Source organism: Pedobacter sp. AW31-3R (assembly GCF_052180285.1).
Taxonomy (GTDB): Bacteria; Bacteroidota; Bacteroidia; order Sphingobacteriales; family Sphingobacteriaceae; genus Pedobacter.
This window is the reverse complement of sequence record NZ_CP197475.1, coordinates 5787655-5806762: the sequence shown is the minus strand read 5'-3', so window position 1 is coordinate 5806762 and position 19108 is coordinate 5787655. Positions and strand designations below refer to the sequence as shown.

The following is a 19108-nucleotide window of genomic DNA, read 5'->3' as shown; positions in this document are numbered from 1 at the left end:
TTAATTGTTTTCTTCAGCTAATGCTGCTTTTAATGATTCCTGCAATTCGTTATTTGTTTTGTGTTCTTTAGACCAGTAAGAATAAATTGATGGGATGACAAAGAGGGTTAGTACCAGTGAAAAGATCGTTCCCCCAACAATCACAATACCCATACCCATCCTGCTTTTTGCTGCGGCACCCAAGGCCATTGCAATAGGCAGTGCACCAATAGCGATGGCAAGACTCGTCATCAGGATTGGCCTCAACCTGGCAACAGAAGCTTCCCGGATGGCATCATGTACACTTTTTCCTTCTTCCTTCAGCTGGTTGGCGAATTCTACAATCAGGATTCCGTTTTTCGTTACGAGTCCGATGAGCATAATCGTACCGATCTGGCTAAAGATGTTCCAGCTCTGTCCGAATAGCCATAGGGACAGAAAAGCTCCGGCAACAGCCATAGGGACAGTAAGGATAATGATCACAGGATCTTTAAAGCTTTCAAACTGGGCGGAGAGAATTAAGTATACCAACAGGATAGCCAGTCCGAAGGCAAACATGGTGTTAGAAGAACTTTCCTGGAAATCGCGTGATTCACCACTTAAATCTGTCGAGAATGTTTCATCCAGTATCTTGTCCCTGATTCTGTCCATTGCTGCAATTCCGTCACCAATACTTTTGCCGGGTGCTAAGCCTGCCGATACCGTGGCGGAAATAAAACGGTTATTCCTGTAGAGTTGCGGGGGACTACTTTCTTCTTTTGCGGTCACGAGGTTATCCATTTGAATCAGTTCTCCTTTTTCACTCCGTACATATACGGAACTTAAATCCAACGGATCTTTACGGTTATCCACATCAAACTGTCCTATGACCTGGTATTGTTTCCCATTCATAAAGAAGTAAGAAAAGCGCTGTCCGCTTAATCCCAGTTGTAAGGTCTGGGCAATGGCAGAGACCGAGACACCAAGGTTTCTGGCCTTATCGCGGTCAATAGTCAGGTTGATTTCCGGCTTATTGAATTTAAGGTTCACATCAGAAACGGTAAAAGTTGGATCTTTACTCACTTCATCCATAAACAAGGGAACTTTCTCCCTCAGTTTCTCGAAGTTCTGGGCCTGGATAATATAACTCACGGGCAAGCCCCCTCTTCGTCCTACAGATATGGTTGGTTGTTGGGTCACCAATACTTTTCCTTCGGTATATTTCCTGGTAATCCGGGTTAGCTGATCCGCTATTTCTGCCTGGCTGCGGTCGCGTTTTCCAGGTTCCGTCAGTACCATTCTCACAAAACCACTATTGGTCGAACCGGATCCACCAAAACCGGGGGAGGTAATGGTAATCGCTACTTTTTTCTCCGGAACAGAGTCTTGGATCATTTGGGCAATTTTCATGATAAACTTATCCGTATAGGCAAATGAAGCCCCTTCCGGTGTAGTGACATTCATGTTGATCGCACTTCTGTCATCATATGGAGCAGTTTCCTTGGGAAGGATACCCCAGAAAAGCACAATCAGTCCCAGGCAGGCAACAATAATAGGCGCAGCCAGCCATCTTCTTTTCAGGAATTTATTCAGGTTTTCTGCATAGTTATCATTAAGTTTCATGAAATAAGGTTCAGTCATTTCATAGAACTTAGACTTCTTATGACCGGTTTTTTTCATCAGGTAGGCATTCAGCATGGGCGTTAGTGTCAATGATACAAAGGCTGAAATCAGTACAGCGGCACCAATCACAATGCCAAACTCCCTGAAAAGCCTTCCCACAAATCCTTCCAGAAATACCACAGGTAGAAATACTGCCGCCAGCGTAATGGAGATGGAGATAACGGCGAAAAAGATCTCATTGGCTCCTTTAATGGCTGCCTCGAAAGGTGACATCCCTTCTTCCACTTTTTTAAAGATGTTCTCTGTAACCACAATCCCATCATCTACCACCAGACCTGTTGCCAGCACAATGGCCAGTAAACTCAGCACATTTATGGAGAATCCGAAAACATACATGATAAAGAAGGTGAAGACCAGTGAAACAGGGATATCAATCAGTGGCCTGAAGGCAATTGCCCAATCCCGGAAGAACAGATAAATAATGAGGATCACCAGAACCAGGGAAAGGATGATGGTCTCTGCAACTTCGGTCACAGAATTCTTAATAAATAAGGTATTGTCAATAGAAACGTTCAGCTTCAGGTCTTTTGGCATATCCTTTTTCAGCTGCTCAAATCTTTTCTCAAACTCTTTTGAGATTTCCAGGTAATTGGCCCCTGGTTGCGGAATAATGGCGACACCCACCATTGGTCGTCCGGACTCCCGAAGGATAGTTTCTTCATTCTCAGAACCCAGTTCTGCATAGCCTATGTCTTTCAATTTGACCACATTATTGCTGTCATTTCTTAAAATCAGGTTATTAAACTGGTTGGCATCCGTCAGTTTACCCAGTGTTTTTACAATAAGCTCTGTATTCGCTCCGGTAATTTTACCTGAAGGGAGCTCCACATTTTCATTGTCCAGTGCGGTAACAATATCCTGTGAGGTTAATCCATAAGCGGCCAGTTTTGCCGGATCAATTCTTATCCGCATGGAATACTTCCGCTGGCCCTGAATCTGCACACCACTGACTCCGGGAATAGTCTGTATTCTTTCGGCGATTACATTTTCTGCGTAATCACTTAACTCCATCTGATTCCTTTTGGCACTCTGAACTGTCATTGTGATGATAGGATCGGAGTTGGCATCGGCCTTACTCACCACGGGGTTACCATCAATATCGCTCGGTAAACTTCTGGCGGCCTGTGATACCTTATCACGCACATCGTTGGCTGCCTCTTCAATATTTTTATTGAGGTTAAACTCGATGGTAATATTGCTTGTTCCATTATTACTGGAAGAGGAAATATTCCTGATTCCATCAATCCCATTAATAGATTTCTCCAGTACTTCTGTGATCTGGGATTCAATAATGTCGGAGTTCGCCCCCGGGTAGGAGGTACGTACAGAAACTACTGTCGGATCGATATTGGGAAACTCACGTACACCTAAAAAGTTATAGCCGATAATCCCGAAAAGCAGGATGACAAGGTTCATGACAATAGCCAGTACCGGCCTTTTTATACTGGTGGTTGAAATACTCATTTTCTAAAACTTAATTATTAACCAGGTGAACTTTTACTGCTGCATCTTCTTTCAGGGAAAGGGCACCAGTTGTTAATACGGTATCACCGGGATTCAATCCTGAAGTAATCACGATACTCTCCTCGGTACGGGTACCGGATTGAACATCTACCTGTTTGGCTTTTCCATTTTTGCTGATAAAGACAGTTTTTCCTTTAAGTACGGGAATTATCGCTTCATTGGGTACCATAATTGCATCTTCAACGGTGCTGAGTGCGAGGGATATTTTGGCAAATGAACCCGGTAAAAGTTCATTGTTGCTGTTCTGTGCAAGTGCTTTGATCTGCAGGGTTCTTGTCTGTGCATTTATCCCTGGTTCCAGGGCAAAGACTTTTCCAGTATAAATTTGTCTGGAACCATCTACACGGAAGGTGATGGTAGAGTTCAGCTTAATCTGTCCCATATACTTTTCAGGGACAGAGAAGTTGATTTTGATCGGATTTGTGCTCAGTAAATTGGCTATGACTGAGGTAGGGGTAATATATTCACCAACTGAGATGGAGCGTAAACCTACTTTTCCACTGAAGGGGGCAATAATAGAGGTCTTGGCCAGTTGTGCCCTGATGAGTTGTACCTGTGCTTTTAAAGATTTTAAATCTGCCAGTGAAGTATCATATTCCTCCTGGCTAATGGCTCCTTTTTGCAGCAACTGTTTTGCCCTGTCTTCATTAGAGGAAGACAGGCTTTGCCGGGTCATGGCCTCCTGAAGCTGTGCCTGAATATCACGGTCATTAATTTTTACCAGCAAACTGCCTTTGGTCACGCTGGCTCCTTCTTTAAAATATATTCCGGTAACAAGTCCGGCAACCTCACTTTGTAAAGAAACCGATTCATTTGCTTCCAGTGTTCCGGTTACCTCCAGTTTATCTATGAAGGATGCGGGTTTTACTACTATAGCATCCACTGTTAAGCTTGATGCAGCCCCTCCTTTAGATCCTCCCCCTCCTCCGGCACCTTCTACTTTTTTATTTTCAGCTATCCTGTGATAAATTAAATAAGCAATCCCAATAAACAGGACGGAATAAATGATGTATTTTAGTTTCATTGTGTGTGATTAAAACGATATTAAGAAGTCAAAAATATTCAAATATTGGCGTGTGTTTTACTTGTATTAAGGATGTTACAGCTTATTGCCCGTTTTAAGGGGTATAAAGAAGGATAAGTATTAAATTTGTTGCGTAGAATAAAGCCATTACACAAAAATTAAACCATTATATCAATGAAAAAAATCGCATTGGGAATTTTCGCTTTATGTTCGTTTGCTGTTACAGCCTGGGCACAAGTGAAAATCGGATATGAAATCAGTTTTAAAGAACCGCAGGCACATTATGCGGAAGTAGAGATGAACCTCTCCGGATTAACGAAAGATTATGTAGATGTGAAAATGCCGGTATGGGCACCAGGATCTTATCTTGTACGCGAATTCTCTAAAAATGTAGAAGATTTTAAAGCCGTTTCCGGAAGTAAAACCCTGAAGCTGGAGAAAACAAAAAAGAATACCTGGAGAATCTACAATGGCAATGAAAAATCGGTAAAGATCAATTACAGGGTATATGGCAATGAAGTCTCTGTGCGTACTCCGTTCATAGATGACAGTCATGCTTTCCTTTCCTCTACAGGAATTTTCATGTATCCTGATCAGCTGCTGTCTTCTCCGAGTACAGTAAAAATTATTCCTTTCAAAGGCTGGACTAAAGTTTCTACGGGTTTGCCAGCGGTGCCAGGTCAGGAATTTACCTATATCGCAAAGGATTTTGACATCTTATTTGACAGCCCTATAGAAGTTGGGAACCAGGAAGTGTTTGAATTTATGGCCTCAGGTGTAAAACATGAAATGGCGATGTACGGTGGTGGTAATTATGACATCAAGCGGTTACAAAAGGACTTGCCGAAAGTTATTGATAAGATCACTGCTGTTTATGGAGAAAATCCGAATAAGAATTATACGTTTATTGTACACAATTTCTCCAGTGGGGGCGGTGGCCTGGAGCATTTAAACTCTACGGTTCTGGGTGCTTCGAGAGATCAGTACAAAGATGAAGAAGGTTACCTTGGCTTTTTAAGCCTGGTGGCCCATGAATACCATCATTTATGGAATGTGAAAAGATTACGCCCTGTAGCATTAGGCCCGTTCGATTATGAAAATGAGAACTATACTACAGATCTGTGGATCGCTGAAGGTTTTACCGCTTATTATGAGAACAAGTTTATGCTGCGGGCAGGATTCTGGAAGCTTGAGAATTTTATTGGTGTACTTACCAATAACGTATCCTCGGTGATGAATACCCCGGGTGCCAAGGTGCAGTCGGCTGCTGAAGCAAGTTTTGATTCCTGGATAAAACAATACAGGCCTAATGAAAATTCAAATAATACCAGCGTTTCTTACTACAGTAAGGGGGAGGTAGTCGGATTATTAATGGACCTGGAGATTGCACATGCAACCAAAGGCAAGTCTAGTCTGGATGATGTAATGAAGGCAATGTACCTGCAATGTAAAGCTACAGGAAAAGGGTATACTGATTCAGAGTTTAAAGCCATGGTAGAAAAAATCAGCGGTATCAGCTTTACGGATTTCTGGGCGAAGTATGTAAATGGTACCCATCCTGTGGAGTATGCTAAATATTTCGGGTATGCTGGTATTAAACTAGAAGACCAGAATGCCGGAAAGCCGATTCCTTACCTTGGGATTTCTTCTAAAAGATCAGCTCTGGGAGTGGCAGTCGCTTCTGTGTCGCGTGGATCTGCAGCTTGGGTTGATGGATTGAATGTAAATGATGATGTGATCAGCGTGGATGGTGTAGCTCCTCAGGGACCAGTGGAAAGAATGCCTGAAATTGTTAACAAAAAAGTCGGCGATGTGGTAAAGATTAAAATCAGCAGGGACGGAATAGAGAAGATGATCAGTGTGACCTTGAAAACAACACCTAATGTTAGTCTTGTTCCATTAATGGATAAAAATGTGAATGATGAACAGCTTGCGGTATTAAAGAAGTGGCTGGGGGTTTAATTCCTTCTGTCTATTCAAAAAAAGAACCTGTAACATCATTGTCACAGGTTCTTTTTTTATGGGCGTACTTTCCTAGAACGTAAAACGCAGGGACAGTCCAACACCTGAGGCATCAAAGTCTGTATCTGGTGTCAATTCAATTGCAGGTTTCCAGTCCAATGAAATATTAATAGGGGCATCGACAAATTTGTAATCCAGACCCAATACACCATCTACCGAAAGGTAAAGGTCACTCGAACGGTTATCAAAGTGTCTCCATTTTGCTGTACCGATACTTGCACCTGCACCATAGTACCAGTTTAAGCCTGCAGCATTCTGTATAGGTTTGTATACTTCATATAAACCTGTGATTCTGAAATACCTGTAATTATCATTTGATCTGAAGTTAGCAATCAGGTCAATCATCTTATTATCACCAAGTGAAGTTTTGAAGGTTACACCATTTGCGGCACCAAAACGACCACCGATTGCGTTGTCATAGTCCTGAGCTTTAGAAGAAAATTGAATCGCAAACGTTGCGATTACGGCTAAGCAAAGTATAGTAAATACTTTTTTCATAATTAATTGGGTTTGTTTTAATGTATGTTTTCGTGTTAACAATTATTATGCCGTTTGCTTCTTTTGGAGGGATTTTGATGAATTCTCTGCGCATGACCATGGAATCATAACAGATGCCCATTGAAATGAGGGGGAAATGTCTATATGTTGGTTGGTAACTACTCGTATTTGGTTTAGGGTAAACCGGCGGAGGAGAAACCGTACTTGAACGTCTGCGGAGTGCTCAACCTCCTGCAATGTAGGTTGAATATCTGCTTATTAATCCTCCAGTACCGAACTATTTCTGTACCTTTTCCAGGCATTCATCATACAGGTATATAAATTAACATTGTTTTATATTGGGCTTCGCTTTTATTCAACGCTGTTTTTAGTCCGGCGCTGAGAGAATAAGTGCAGCTTACAGAGATTTTGATAAAGGATATAATTTGTTAGATTTGGAAGACAACATATTCCCAATTTATATGTTTGTATAATAAGATTTAACCAAATACTAATAAACGTTTTATGCCTGTAACTGTAACCAGAGTATTTGATCTGCTCAAATACAATCTAGAAAAATTTCCCAAAGAAGAATTTATTAGCGGTAAAATAAACGGTGTATGGAATACCTATAGTACACAGAAATTTTCCGATACTGTAGATCATCTCAGTAAGGGACTGGTCAGTTTGGGCGTAAAAAAAACTTCAAGGGTAGCGGTTATGTCCTCAAACAGGCCTGAGTGGAACGTTACAGATTTTGCCATCACTCAACTTGGTGCCTATCAGGTACCCTTATATCCGACTTTAGCAGAACATGACATCAAGTTTATTTTGGAAAATGCAGAGGTGAGCATCGTCTTTGTGGCCGATGAAGCGCTGTATAAAAAAGTGAAGCCGGTATGTGACGCCGTTAACCCTGCTATTAAATTATATACTTTCAACGAAGTGGAAGGCGTAGAAAACTGGATGTCTCTGGTAGATGCAGGTGCGGCAATAAACAATATTGATCTGGATAGCTACCGGTCTGAAGTTACGCCTGATGATGTACTTACGCTGATTTACACCTCAGGAACGACAGGTACACCGAAGGGGGTGATGCTGACACACAATAACCTGGTTCAGAATTTCAAAAACCTGGCCCTGATCTTTCCGGAGGATGTAAGAAAGGTGCTCAGCTTCCTGCCGCTGTCGCATATTTTTGAGCGTATGATTACCTATCTGTATCTCTTTACTGATGGTGCGTTGTATTATGCAGAAAGTATGGAAACTATAGTAGCCGATATCCAGTATGTTAAACCCAATGCCTTTTCTACGGTTCCCCGTTTACTGGAAAAGGTATATGATAAGATCATGGAGAAAGGCAAAGAGCTTACCGGAATGAAAAGAAGGATCTTTTTCTGGTCGGTTGCACTTGCTGAAAAGTACGAAATGAAAAACAGCTGGTGGTATAATTTTCAGCTTGGCATTGCACGTAAACTGGTATTTAAAAAATGGAGGGAAGCCCTCGGTGGCGAGATCATTGTGATTGTTTCCGGTGGAGCCGCATTGAATCCGCGGCTTGCACGTATATTCTGGGCGGCAGGAATGCCGGTGGTTGAAGGTTATGGCTTAACCGAAACATCCCCGGTAATTACAGTAAACTACTTTGATCATACCATGTTTGGCACTGTAGGCCCTGCAATTAACGGCGTAGAAGTTAAAATTGCAGCCGATGGCGAGGTATTGACACGGGGACATCATATCATGAAAGGATACTATGGCCGTCCCGACCTTACGGCTGAAACTATTGACGCTGAGGGATGGTTCCATACCGGTGATATTGGTGAACTGATAGATGGAAAATTCCTGAAAATTACAGACCGCAAAAAAGAAATCTTTAAAACTGCCGGTGGTAAATACGTCGCTCCGCAAACGCTGGAAAATAAATACAAGGAATCTACAGTCATCGAACAGATCATGGTATTGGGTGAAAACCGTAAATTCCCTATGGCCTTGATTGTGCCGAATTTCGCGGCGTTGAAATCGTGGGCATCGTTCAAGGGAATCAACTATTCCAGTAATGAGGATATGCTCAAAAATCCGCAGGTTCTGGAGAAATTTGAAAAAGAGATTGAACATGGTTCTGTCGGTTTCGGTAAATGGGAGCAGGTCAAACGCTTTGCACTGCTCGCCACAGAATGGAGCATTGAAGGTGGTGAGCTTACCCCGAAATTAAGTTTGAAGCGTAAAGTTATTTTAGAGAAGAACAAGGAACTGATAGAAAAAGTATATAAAGATGCTGAAGATTATAAGGCTCCAGCAACCAATTAACAAAAGGTTAGTTGCCCGTTTTTTAGTGTTCCGGACGGAATTCCTGAACCTTTTTTAAGGCCTTTATTTTTTCTTTCCGCACTTGGATGCTATCGTTTTATTTGATAGCTTTGTTATGCAAGCATAGTAAATTGACAATTAATTCATGAAACAACAAGAGACAATAGATTACCTGTTGAAGGTAGTCTGGCAAAACATGTCGAACAGTTACAACCAGATTGCCTCGGGATTTGGTATTACACAAGCTATTGGCTATATGTTGATTAACATCGATCAGGAAGGTACTGCAGTATCACAGCTTGCCGCCTTGCTTGGCGTGAAGGCAACCAGCCTGTCGCGCATGCTGAACAATATGGAAGAGTATGGGTTAATTTACAGGGAAACTTCCGCGGGAGATAAAAGATCCGTCAAAGTTTTCCTGACAGACTTCGGAAAAGAAAAAAGACAGATGGCGAAAGGGGTCGTAAGATCTTTTAACGATTACCTGACAGCCAACCTGACTGTGCAGGAGAAAAACAACCTTACACAGGTATTACAGAAATTGAATAAACTCACGTTAGCATATACAGTAACTACAGAAAACGATGAACAAAAAGATAAATAAAGTAGCGGTATTGGGTTCCGGCATTATGGGCTCACGCATTGCTTGTCACTTTGCGAATATAGGTGTAGAAGTATTGTTGTTAGATATTGCACCGAAAGAACTGACTCCTGAAGAAGAAGGTAAGGGACTGACGCTGGCACAACCTGCGGTGAAAAACCGTGTGGTCAATGCAGCATTACAAAATGCGATTAAAACTAACCCTTCGCCTGTATATTCTAAAAAGGTAGTCAGCAAAATCAGCACCGGGAACTTCGACGATGACATGGCTAAGATTTCCGGTTACGACTGGATTATTGAAGTCGTAGTAGAAAACCTGGATATCAAGAAAAAGGTGTTTGAACAGGTAGAAAAGTACCGTAAACCAGGTACGCTGGTGACTTCAAACACTTCAGGTATTCCGATTCACCTGATGGCAGAAGGCCGGTCTGATGACTTTAAAGCACATTTTTGTGGTACCCATTTTTTTAATCCCCCGCGTTACCTGCGACTGCTGGAAATTATCCCAACTCCATATACCCAACCGGAGCTGGTGGATTTCCTTATGCATTATGGGGATAAGTTTTTAGGGAAAACTACCGTATTGTGTAAAGATACACCAGCTTTCATTGCCAATAGAGTGGGGGTATACGCTATTATGGCCTTGCTTCACCTGGTCGATAAACTGGAGTTGACGGTAGAGGAAGTGGATAAATATACAGGTCCTGCATTGGGCAGGCCTAAATCGGCTACTTTCCGTACTTCAGATGTTGTTGGTTTGGATACAATGATTAAAGTCGCGAAAGGATTATACGACAACTGTCCTGATGATAAGGCCCATGAATTGTTCAGTCTTCCTGAATATGTGAAGAAGATGGAAGAAAACAAGTGGCTGGGCGATAAAACGAAACAGGGCTTTTATAAAAAAACAAAAACAGCTGATGGTAAAACAGAGATCCTGGCATTGGATTTAAAAACACTGGAATACCGTCCGCAGCAGAAAATAAAATCGGCCACCCTGGAAATGACCAAGCCGATTGAAAATGTAAGGGACCGGATGAAGGTTTTTGCAACGGGCAAGGACAAGGCTGCTGAGGTTTTCAGACATTCTTTCTTCGGATTGTTTGAATATGTATCCGACCGTATCCCTGAAATTTCTGATGAGCTTTATCGTATTGACGATGCCATGCGTGCCGGCTTCGGCTGGGAGCTTGGTCCTTTTGAAGTATGGGATGCCGTTGGTGTTGCCGAATCACTGGAAGGCATGAAAAAATATGGCCATCAGGCAGCCGCATGGGTTCATGAAATGCTTGCTGATGGAAATACTGCTTTTTATAAGGTGGTGGATGGCATTAAAAAATATTATGATATCCCTTCGAAAAGTTATAAGGCATTACCCGGAGCGGAAGAGTTTATTATCCTCGACAATATACGCGGGAACAAAACGATATGGAAAAATTCCGGTGCATCAATCATTGACCTGGGCGATGGTATCCTGAATGTGGAATTCCATTCCAAGATGAATACGATTGGTGGGGATACACTGCAGGCGATCAATAAGGCGATTGATATGGCAGAGAAAGATTACCGCGGCTTGGTGATTGGTAACGATGGTGCTAATTTCTCAGCAGGGGCGAATGTGGGAATGATTTTCATGATGGCTGTGGAACAGGAATGGGAAGAACTGAATCTGGCCGTGCGGATGTTTCAGAATACCTCTATGCGTATCCGGTATTCCTCAATTCCGGTAGTGGTGGCACCACATAACCTTACGCTTGGCGGTGGTTGTGAGTTTAGCCTCCATGCCGACCATGTACAACTGAATGCAGAAACCTATATGGGTCTGGTAGAATTTGGTGTTGGGGTGATCCCTGGTGGAGGTGGCAGCAAGGAATTCGCGCTGCGTGCCTCTGATGAATATAGTGACGATCAGATTGTTCAGAATATCCTGAAAGACCGTTTTCTCACTATTGGTATGGCAAAGGTATCCACTTCAGCTGTGGAAGCTTTTGAACTTGGGTATTTACAGAAAGATAAATATGCGATCAGTATGAACCGCAGCAGGCTGATTGCAGATGCGAAGGCTAAGGCAATTGAGCTGGCAGATGCCGGATATACGCAGCCTGTGCGCCGCAAGGATATCAGGGTATTGGGAAAACAGGGACTTGGTATTGTATATGCCGGTGCAAATACCATGTACTCCGGACATTATATTTCTGAGCATGACAAAAAGATCTCTGAAAAACTGGGCTGGGTTATGTGTGGGGGGGATTTGTCTTCTCCAACGGAAGTTACAGAGCAGTACCTGCTTGACCTGGAGCGGGAAGCATTTTTATCACTTTGCGGGGAAAGAAAAACATTGGAGCGGATTCAGAGTATCGTAACGAAAGGAAAACCACTCCGCAATTAACCATTTGAGGTGTGATTTTTTTTGAGCTGGATTAAAAAATATTTGATCTGTAATTTTTAAAAGGTTTTAACCAAATAACAAAGAAGACAATGCAGGAAGCATATATCATAGCAGGATTACGTACAGCAGTGGGCAAAGCCCCGCGTGGTGTATTTCGTTTTACGAGGGCCGATGATCTGGCGGCTGAAGTCATAAGACAGTTGGTGGCTTCGGTTCCCAACCTGGACAAGGAACAAATAGATGATGTGATTGTAGGCAATGCAACTCCGGAGGCAGAACAGGGGCTAAATATTGGTCGTATGGTGTCGCTGATGGGGCTGGATACGGATAAGGTACCGGGGGTCACCGTAAACAGATATTGTGCATCAGGACTGGATACCATAGCTACAGCAGTGGCGAAAATTAAAAGTGGAATGGCCGACTGTATTATTGCCGGAGGCGTAGAAGTGATGTCGGGCATGCCTTTTGGCGGCTGGAAGCTAGTTCCTAATGCGGAAGTGGCAAAGAAAAATCCGGATTGGTACTGGGGAATGGGTTTAACTGCGGAGGCCGTGGCCACTGAATATAAAGTGAGCAGGGAAGATCAGGATGAGTTCGCCTATTATTCACATCAGAAAGCAATTGAAGCAATAAAAAACGGACACCTTAAGGCTGGTGTGGCACCGGTTACTGTAACAGAAAATTATCTGGACAGCGATATGAAAAAGAAAAGCAGAACCTATGTGGTAGATACCGATGAAGGTCCGAGGGAAGACACCAGTATCGAAAAACTGGCGAAGCTTAAGCCTGTATTTGATGCTTTTGGAAGCGTTACTGCCGGTAATTCCTCCCAAACATCTGACGGGGCAGCTTTTGTATTGGTTGTTTCAGAAAGTAAACTGAAGGAACTTGGTGTAGATCCTATTGCACGATTGGTAAGTTATGGTGTGGTGGGTGTCCCTCCGAGAATTATGGGAATAGGACCTATCGATGCGATTCCACTGGCACTAAAGAAAGCCGGACTGACATTGGAGCAAATGGACCTGATTGAACTGAATGAAGCATTCGCCTCCCAGTCTCTGGCGATTATTCGTACCCTGGGGCTAAATACAGAAAAGCTCAATGTGAATGGTGGTGCCATTGCCCTTGGTCATCCCCTGGGCTGTACAGGAGGGAAACTTACGGTTCAGTTGTTCAATGAACTGAAACGCACACAGGGCAAATATGGGATGGTTACCATGTGTGTGGGCAGTGGACAAGGTGCGGCCGGAGTGTTTGAGATGCTTTAAATAATTGATCATATTAAATAAGATAATGGAAACTACAGACAAAGTAACAGTTAAAGGTGGCGAGTTCCTGATCAAGGAAACCACTTACCAGGATGTATTTATTCCTGAAGAATTTGATGAAGAACAACAGATGATTGCGCAAACCTGCCGTGACTTTCTGACGGCAGAAGTGTATCCGAATCTGGATCGTATTGATAAACTGGAAGAAGGACTAATGCCTTCATTGCTGACTAAAGCCGGTGAACTGGGAATACTGGGGGTTTCTATTCCGGAGGAATTTGGTGGATTTGGCAAAAATTTTAACACTTCTATGCTGGTTGCCGATGTCATTGGTGCCGGGCATTCTTTTGCGGTGGCTTTATCTGCCCATACTGGTATTGGCACCTTGCCTATCCTGTATTATGGTTCTGAAGAACAAAAGGCAAAGTATATTCCTAAATTGGGAACAGGCGAATGGAAGGCCGCTTATTGTCTGACAGAACCCAATTCAGGTTCTGATGCCAATTCCGGTAAAACTAAAGCTGCGCTTTCTGCCGATGGTAAACACTACGTGATCAACGGACAGAAAATGTGGATCACCAACGGCGGTTTCGCCGATATCTTTATTGTTTTCGCTAAAATTGAGGATGATAAAAACCTGACTGCATTTATTGTGGAACGTGATTTTGGCGGAGTGACGATGAATCCTGAAGAGCATAAAATGGGAATTAAAGGTTCCTCTACCCGTCAGGTGTTCTTCAATGATTGCCAGGTTCCTGTTGAGAACATGCTTTCTGATCGTCAGAATGGGTTTAAGATTGCAGTAAATATCCTGAACATTGGAAGGATTAAGCTTGCTGCAGCAGCCGTTGGTGCTTCTAAAGGGGTAATCAGTACCGCAATTAATTATTCAAACGAAAGAATTCAGTTTGACCGTCCTATTTCAAAATACGGTGCCATACGTTTTAAACTGGCGGAGATGGCTGCTAAAGTATATGCTGTGGAGTCGGCCAACTACCGTGCAGGCCAGAATATTGATGATGCCTATGAAACATTGGTTGCCGGAGGTATGGATGCGAGCAAAGCGAAGCTGAAGTCGACTGAACAGTTTGCTGTGGAATGTGCAATTCTGAAAGTATGGGGCTCTGAAGCATTGGATTATGTGGTTGATGAAGGTGTACAGATTTATGGAGGTATGGGCTTCTCTGCCGATGCCCCAATGGACAGGGCTTACCGTGATGCCAGGATCAACAGGATTTTTGAAGGAACGAATGAGATCAACAGGTTACTAACCGTAGATATGATGCTCAAACGTGCCATGAAGGGGGAGTTAGATTTGATGACACCGGCTACCGCTGTAGCTGCGGAGTTAATGTCTATTCCCGATTTTGCCGAAGAAGATGATACGTTATTCGCGGCGGAAAAGAAGATGATTAAAAACCTGAAGAAAGCAACTTTAATGGTTGCCGGTGCTGCGGTACAGAAGCTGATGATGAGTTTATCAAAAGAACAGGAGATTTTAATGAATATTGCCGATATGGCCAGTTATGTATATGTGGCTGAATCCGCGATGTTGAGGACAGAGAAATTGGTGAGCCTGCGTGGTGAGGATGCCTGTGAGGGTCAGCTCCATATGATGCGTATTTATTTTGTGGAAGCAGTTGATGCCTTGTTTAAAGCCGGAAAAGAAGCATTATGGGCTTTTGCGGAAGGAGATGAACAGCGGATGATGCTGGTGGGATTGAAACGCTTTACCAAAATGGATGCTTTTAATGTGAAAGAGGCGAGGCAAAAAGTAGCACAGCAACTGATTGCTGCGAATAAATATTGTTATTAAATTATAAAATTGGGTTTTCTTAAAATGATGGTTCGGAACCTTTATCCCCTGGATGTAGGAAGGATTATTCGAGCAATAAGAAACGATTCAAAGCCGATCTCAAAATTGCCCCTGTTTTGCAGGGGCAATTTTGTTATTTGTTAAAATTGGTTAAATATTGTGCCATCCCTAATAAAAGAGTATTTTTGTGCAATATGTTGAAAAGTAGAACTTTTTGGGCGTTAGTGTTGCTTGCTTGCTTTTTTATGGCCTGCAAGAGTGATCCTCCATATGACAGGGATGCTCAGGCAGCAATTGATGATGATTCCATCAGGACTTTTCTAGGAGCATCATCGTCAGATTTCAGAAGGACCAGTGATGGACTGTATTATCAGATCCTGAATGAGCCTGATACTGGGGTGACGGTGGCTAACCTTACGGATACGGTATTGTTACATTATGTAGGGAGATATCTGGATGGAAGGTTGTATGATTCTACTGCCACTCAAATCGATTCCATTGCGACAAGGTTTGTTTTTAATACAGCTATAGAAGGCTGGATGAAAGGCATTCCTTTCATTAAAACCGGAGGAAGGATACGCCTTATCGTTCCTTCAACGATGGCCTATCAGAATATTGAAGCACCGAGGGCCCCGAAAGATACTTTAGCAGCGAACTCTATCTTTGATTTCAATATCAGATTGATCAGAGTCATACCTTTAAAAAAACAGACAACAATAAATTAATATAAATAATGCTTAGAAAGTTATCAGGATTTACACTTGCCTTGTTGGGCTTAACAGTTCTTTTGGGGTCATGTAAAAAAGACTATGAGTCAATTCAAAGTGTAGATGCCACAAAAATAAAGGATTATATCGCAAAAAATAACCTGACCAGTATGTTGGAAGATCCCAATAAAACAGGTTATTATTATCAGGTTTTAACTGAAGGTACTGGCGATGCCTATTTCACCAATACAGATACGGTGTTGTATGACGGCGTATTAAAAGGTCTGGATAATGGCACCACCTATTTCACTTCGCCTAAGAATGGTAATCTGCGTACCTTTGTGGGGTATACGAATACATTTAATAGCTTTAGTATACCTGCCATCCGTGATGTCATGACGAAGCTTAAACCCGGAGGAACTGCAAGGATCTTGTTGCCTTCCTATCTTGCTTTTGGTAAGAATGGAAATACGACCTATAATATCTCCTCAAATGAAAATATCGATCTTTACATTACGACTTATAATGAAAATCAGGCAGATCGTGATGACAGGATTATCAGAGAATATATTGCTGAAAAGGGCTTGAACACAATGATTGCTGATGAGTCAGGTGTAAACTACAGCATAACAGCAGTAGGAGATAGTGCGGTCATAGATAGATTTTCTAAGATTTCCGTAGCCTTTACAGGAAGATTATTGGATGGAACTGTATTTGATAGCAGTACTTCATACTCCACGATTTTGAGTTCTACTATTCAGGGCTGGATCAAAACTATTCCTGGAAAGCTAAAGAAAGGTGGTAAAATGCGAATGCTTATTCCTTCCCGTCTCGGCTATGGAACAAGTGGAAATTCAGGGGGTAGCGTTCTTATTCCTGCCAATGCTGTTTTAGATTTTGATGTGGAAATTACTGACGTAGATAACTAGTTGTTTTTACAATAAAAAAATGAGAATAGTATAAATGAAAAGCTGTCGTTAAGCATTCAAAAGTTGGAAAATTCCTTTGGAGTACGCGACATATAAAAGAAAACGAGGCCGATGAATACACGGCCTCGTTTTTAGTTTAAAGCTTCTTTAAATACCCTCAGAATCCTTTCCCTGGCGAAATTATGGTCAACGATAGGTTTTGGCTGTTTTCCTTCCTTGTACTCAGGAGCCCATTGATAGATATATTTATTTTGTGGATCAAACTTTTTGGCCTGTAGCTCCGGATTGAATACCCTGAAATATGGAGCTGCGTCATTGCCGCAACCACATGCCCATTGCCATCCGCCTACGTTACTCGCCATTTCGTAGTCGAGCAGTTTTTCTGCAAAATAAGCTTCTCCCCAACGCCAGTCTATCAGCAGGTGTTTCGTAAGGAAACTTCCTACAATCATACGTACCCGGTTATGCATATACCCGGTCTGGTTCAGCTGATTCATTCCTGCATCAACAATAGGATAACCTGTTTTACCATTTTTCCAGGCTTCGAAGTCTTTTTCATCATTCAACCATCTGATATTATCGTATGCCGGTTTAAATGATTTTGTAGCTACTTGTGGAAAATGCCATAAGATCATCATATAGAAGTCTCGCCAAGCCAGTTCTGAAAGCCATTTATCTGCTTTAACTTCCATTGCTTTCCTTGCGGCTTCTCTTATACTTACCGTACCAAAACGCAGGTGTAAGCCAATATGTGTGGTGGCATCGTCGAAAGGGAAGTCTCTTCTTTCTTCATAGGCGGTTAATTTTTTCTCAAAGCTGGCTGAAGGGAATGGCTGATCTGATGTAATGAAACCTATATCTGACAAGGATGGTGAAGTCAGTTGATCGGTCTGAAACAGGTTTTTCATGAATTTTTCTACCGGATAAGCTTTCATATAGAAGTCATCCAGTTTTTTCTGCCATACACGGTAATAAGGGGTGAATACTGTATAGGGTTTACCATCGGCTTTGGTGACTTCATCTTTTTCAAAAATCACCTGGTCTTTGAAACTGTAAAATGGAATAGATTCCGAGCGTAAAAATTCGGCAAGGGCATCATCACGCTCCCGGGCATAAGGCTCATAATCATGATTGGTGTACACACTCTTCAGGGTATATTCCTTAAGGATTTCCTGCCATGCCTGCTCCGGGGTACCATACTTGATTAAAATAGAGGAGCCTTTACGCTGAAGTTCTTCTTTGATCTTCAGCAACTGCTGGTAAATAAAAGTTACCCTGGGATCTCTTTTATCAGTAAGGTCGCTCAGGATATTTTTATCGAATATAAACACCAGTAGTACCGGTTTATCCGATTTTAAGGCATGATATAATGCGGCGTTATCGGTTATTCTTAAATCTCTTCTTAACCAGCAAATGTTTATTTCTTTCTTCATTCTCCGTAAATATCGGATAAAGCCTTATCAAGCAAAGTAAAATTGAATATAAATCCGGTATCCAGTAAATGTTGAACAGAAGTGTTGGTGCTGTTGAGTACGATTGCACTCATCTCTCCAAGAAGAATCTTCATCACCTTTTCAGGAACATGAAATGGCCATACCGGGCGGTGCAATTTCGCAGCAATGGCTTTTGTTAAACAGGCATTTGTGATAGGGAACGGCGCACAGGCATTGTAAGCACCTTTCATGGATTTATTTTCCAGGGCATGGAGATAAATTTGCGTCATGTCATGGTGGTGGATCCATGGAATCCATTGTTTTCCTGTACCCAGTGCTGCTCCTGCGAACCATTTTACCGGTGTTGCCATCGCAGGCAATGCACCTTCTTCTTTACTCAGGACCACACCAGTGCGGATTTTTACCACCCTTAAACCCATGGCTTTGCCCTGGTCTACAGCAAACTCCCATTGAAGACAGCTTTCGGCAAGGAAGTCATCTCCCGCTGCACTTTCTTCATTCAGGATTTCTTCTCCCCTGTCGCCATAATATCCCACAGCAGAGGCAGAGATGAAATCCCTGACCTGATTTTTATGTGCAGCTATGGTTTGATACAGCAGGCCAGCAGATAATACCCTGCTGTCTATAATCTGTTTTTTTCGTTTTTCAGTCCACTTTCCCTTGGATATATTCTCTCCAGCAAGGTGTATAATGCTGTCTACCTCATTCAGGCAGTTGGCATCAATTTTTTGCCGGTATACATCCCAGAGGTAAACATTCACGTTTGGAATAGTCTGTGGTTTTCTGGCAAGAATGGAAATACGGTATCCACGGGCCAGCAGGGTAGTCATTAATTCCTTACCCAGCATTCCAGTAGCTCCGGTGATCAAGATATGTTCTCCCATATTTTATTATAACCAGAATCTTATTTTTAAGTTTTGTAAAAATGCTGTTATTTGCTCACAAC

General features: G+C 42.4%; 13 protein-coding genes. 8 read left to right on the top strand and 5 right to left on the bottom strand.

Annotation, left to right across the window (positions count from 1 at the left end):
- Positions 1–3105: an efflux RND transporter permease subunit gene (locus ACSBL2_RS23705; protein ID WP_442589032.1), complete on the bottom strand. Its 3105-nt coding sequence runs from the start codon at positions 3103–3105 to the stop codon at positions 1–3.
- A gap of 10 nt (positions 3106–3115) precedes the next feature.
- Complete coding sequence (locus ACSBL2_RS23700; RefSeq protein WP_442589031.1) at positions 3116–4189, bottom strand: efflux RND transporter periplasmic adaptor subunit; 1074 nt, start codon at positions 4187–4189, stop codon at positions 3116–3118.
- A gap of 174 nt (positions 4190–4363) precedes the next feature.
- Between ACSBL2_RS23700 and ACSBL2_RS23695 the strand changes: the two genes are divergently transcribed.
- Positions 4364–6151: a M61 family metallopeptidase gene (locus ACSBL2_RS23695; RefSeq protein ID WP_442589030.1), complete on the top strand. Its 1788-nt coding sequence runs from the start codon at positions 4364–4366 to the stop codon at positions 6149–6151.
- A gap of 72 nt (positions 6152–6223) precedes the next feature.
- On the opposite strand, the gene ACSBL2_RS23690 is transcribed toward ACSBL2_RS23695, so the two are convergent.
- Positions 6224–6709, bottom strand: a complete 486-nt coding sequence (locus tag ACSBL2_RS23690) for a hypothetical protein (protein ID WP_442589029.1) — start codon at positions 6707–6709, stop codon at positions 6224–6226.
- 504 nt (positions 6710–7213) lie between these two features.
- On the opposite strand from ACSBL2_RS23690, the gene ACSBL2_RS23685 reads away from it, so the two are divergent.
- The 7 genes from ACSBL2_RS23685 to ACSBL2_RS23655 all read left to right on the top strand — a co-directional run bounded on the left by ACSBL2_RS23685 (position 7214) and on the right by ACSBL2_RS23655 (position 16708).
- Positions 7214–8998, top strand: a complete 1785-nt coding sequence (locus tag ACSBL2_RS23685) for an AMP-dependent synthetase/ligase (protein ID WP_442589028.1) — start codon at positions 7214–7216, stop codon at positions 8996–8998.
- Between the two features lie 145 nt (positions 8999–9143).
- Complete coding sequence (locus tag ACSBL2_RS23680) at positions 9144–9602, top strand: MarR family winged helix-turn-helix transcriptional regulator (protein ID WP_442589027.1); 459 nt, start codon at positions 9144–9146, stop codon at positions 9600–9602.
- Positions 9583–11988, top strand: coding sequence for a 3-hydroxyacyl-CoA dehydrogenase NAD-binding domain-containing protein (locus ACSBL2_RS23675; protein WP_442589026.1), 2406 nt, complete (start codon positions 9583–9585; stop codon positions 11986–11988). Before ACSBL2_RS23680 ends, ACSBL2_RS23675 begins: the two co-directional genes overlap by 20 nt.
- An 89-nt stretch (positions 11989–12077) precedes the next feature.
- Positions 12078–13256, top strand: a complete 1179-nt coding sequence (locus ACSBL2_RS23670) for an acetyl-CoA C-acyltransferase (protein ID WP_442589025.1) — start codon at positions 12078–12080, stop codon at positions 13254–13256.
- 25 nt (positions 13257–13281) lie between these two features.
- Positions 13282–15072 carry an acyl-CoA dehydrogenase family protein gene (locus ACSBL2_RS23665; RefSeq protein WP_442589024.1) on the top strand — a complete coding sequence of 597 codons (1791 nt, stop codon included), beginning with the start codon at positions 13282–13284 and terminating at the stop codon, positions 15070–15072.
- Between the two features lie 245 nt (positions 15073–15317).
- Complete coding sequence (locus ACSBL2_RS23660) at positions 15318–15797, top strand: FKBP-type peptidyl-prolyl cis-trans isomerase (RefSeq protein WP_442589023.1); 480 nt, start codon at positions 15318–15320, stop codon at positions 15795–15797.
- A gap of 8 nt (positions 15798–15805) precedes the next feature.
- Positions 15806–16708, top strand: a complete 903-nt coding sequence (locus ACSBL2_RS23655; protein WP_442589022.1) for an FKBP-type peptidyl-prolyl cis-trans isomerase — start codon at positions 15806–15808, stop codon at positions 16706–16708.
- Between the two features lie 131 nt (positions 16709–16839).
- Here the strand turns inward: ACSBL2_RS23655 and ACSBL2_RS23650 are convergent, their stop codons facing one another.
- On the bottom strand, positions 16840–18141 hold the full coding sequence (locus ACSBL2_RS23650; protein WP_442589021.1) for a cryptochrome/photolyase family protein: 1302 nt from the start codon (positions 18139–18141) through the stop codon (positions 16840–16842).
- Entirely contained in the window at positions 18138–19046 is a 909-nt protein-coding gene (locus ACSBL2_RS23645) for a TIGR01777 family oxidoreductase (protein ID WP_442589020.1), read from the bottom strand. Before ACSBL2_RS23645 ends, ACSBL2_RS23650 begins: the two co-directional genes overlap by 4 nt.
- Positions 19047–19108: the final 62 nt, after the last annotated feature.

What these genes read in the sequence shown, in the direction of transcription:
- ACSBL2_RS23705 (WP_442589032.1), bottom strand. Translation starts at nt 3,105, where the DNA reads ATGAGTATTTCAACCACCAGTATAAAAAGGCCGGTACTGGCTATTGTC.
- ACSBL2_RS23700 (WP_442589031.1), bottom strand. Translation starts at nt 4,189, where the DNA reads ATGAAACTAAAATACATCATTTATTCCGTCCTGTTTATTGGGATTGCT.
- ACSBL2_RS23695 (WP_442589030.1), top strand. Translation starts at nt 4,364, where the DNA reads ATGAAAAAAATCGCATTGGGAATTTTCGCTTTATGTTCGTTTGCTGTT.
- ACSBL2_RS23690 (WP_442589029.1), bottom strand. Translation starts at nt 6,709, where the DNA reads ATGAAAAAAGTATTTACTATACTTTGCTTAGCCGTAATCGCAACGTTT.
- ACSBL2_RS23685 (WP_442589028.1), top strand. Translation starts at nt 7,214, where the DNA reads ATGCCTGTAACTGTAACCAGAGTATTTGATCTGCTCAAATACAATCTA.
- ACSBL2_RS23680 (WP_442589027.1), top strand. Translation starts at nt 9,144, where the DNA reads ATGAAACAACAAGAGACAATAGATTACCTGTTGAAGGTAGTCTGGCAA.
- ACSBL2_RS23675 (WP_442589026.1), top strand. Translation starts at nt 9,583, where the DNA reads ATGAACAAAAAGATAAATAAAGTAGCGGTATTGGGTTCCGGCATTATG.
- ACSBL2_RS23670 (WP_442589025.1), top strand. Translation starts at nt 12,078, where the DNA reads ATGCAGGAAGCATATATCATAGCAGGATTACGTACAGCAGTGGGCAAA.
- ACSBL2_RS23665 (WP_442589024.1), top strand. Translation starts at nt 13,282, where the DNA reads ATGGAAACTACAGACAAAGTAACAGTTAAAGGTGGCGAGTTCCTGATC.
- ACSBL2_RS23660 (WP_442589023.1), top strand. Translation starts at nt 15,318, where the DNA reads ATGGCCTGCAAGAGTGATCCTCCATATGACAGGGATGCTCAGGCAGCA.
- ACSBL2_RS23655 (WP_442589022.1), top strand. Translation starts at nt 15,806, where the DNA reads ATGCTTAGAAAGTTATCAGGATTTACACTTGCCTTGTTGGGCTTAACA.
- ACSBL2_RS23650 (WP_442589021.1), bottom strand. Translation starts at nt 18,141, where the DNA reads ATGAAGAAAGAAATAAACATTTGCTGGTTAAGAAGAGATTTAAGAATA.
- ACSBL2_RS23645 (WP_442589020.1), bottom strand. Translation starts at nt 19,046, where the DNA reads ATGGGAGAACATATCTTGATCACCGGAGCTACTGGAATGCTGGGTAAG.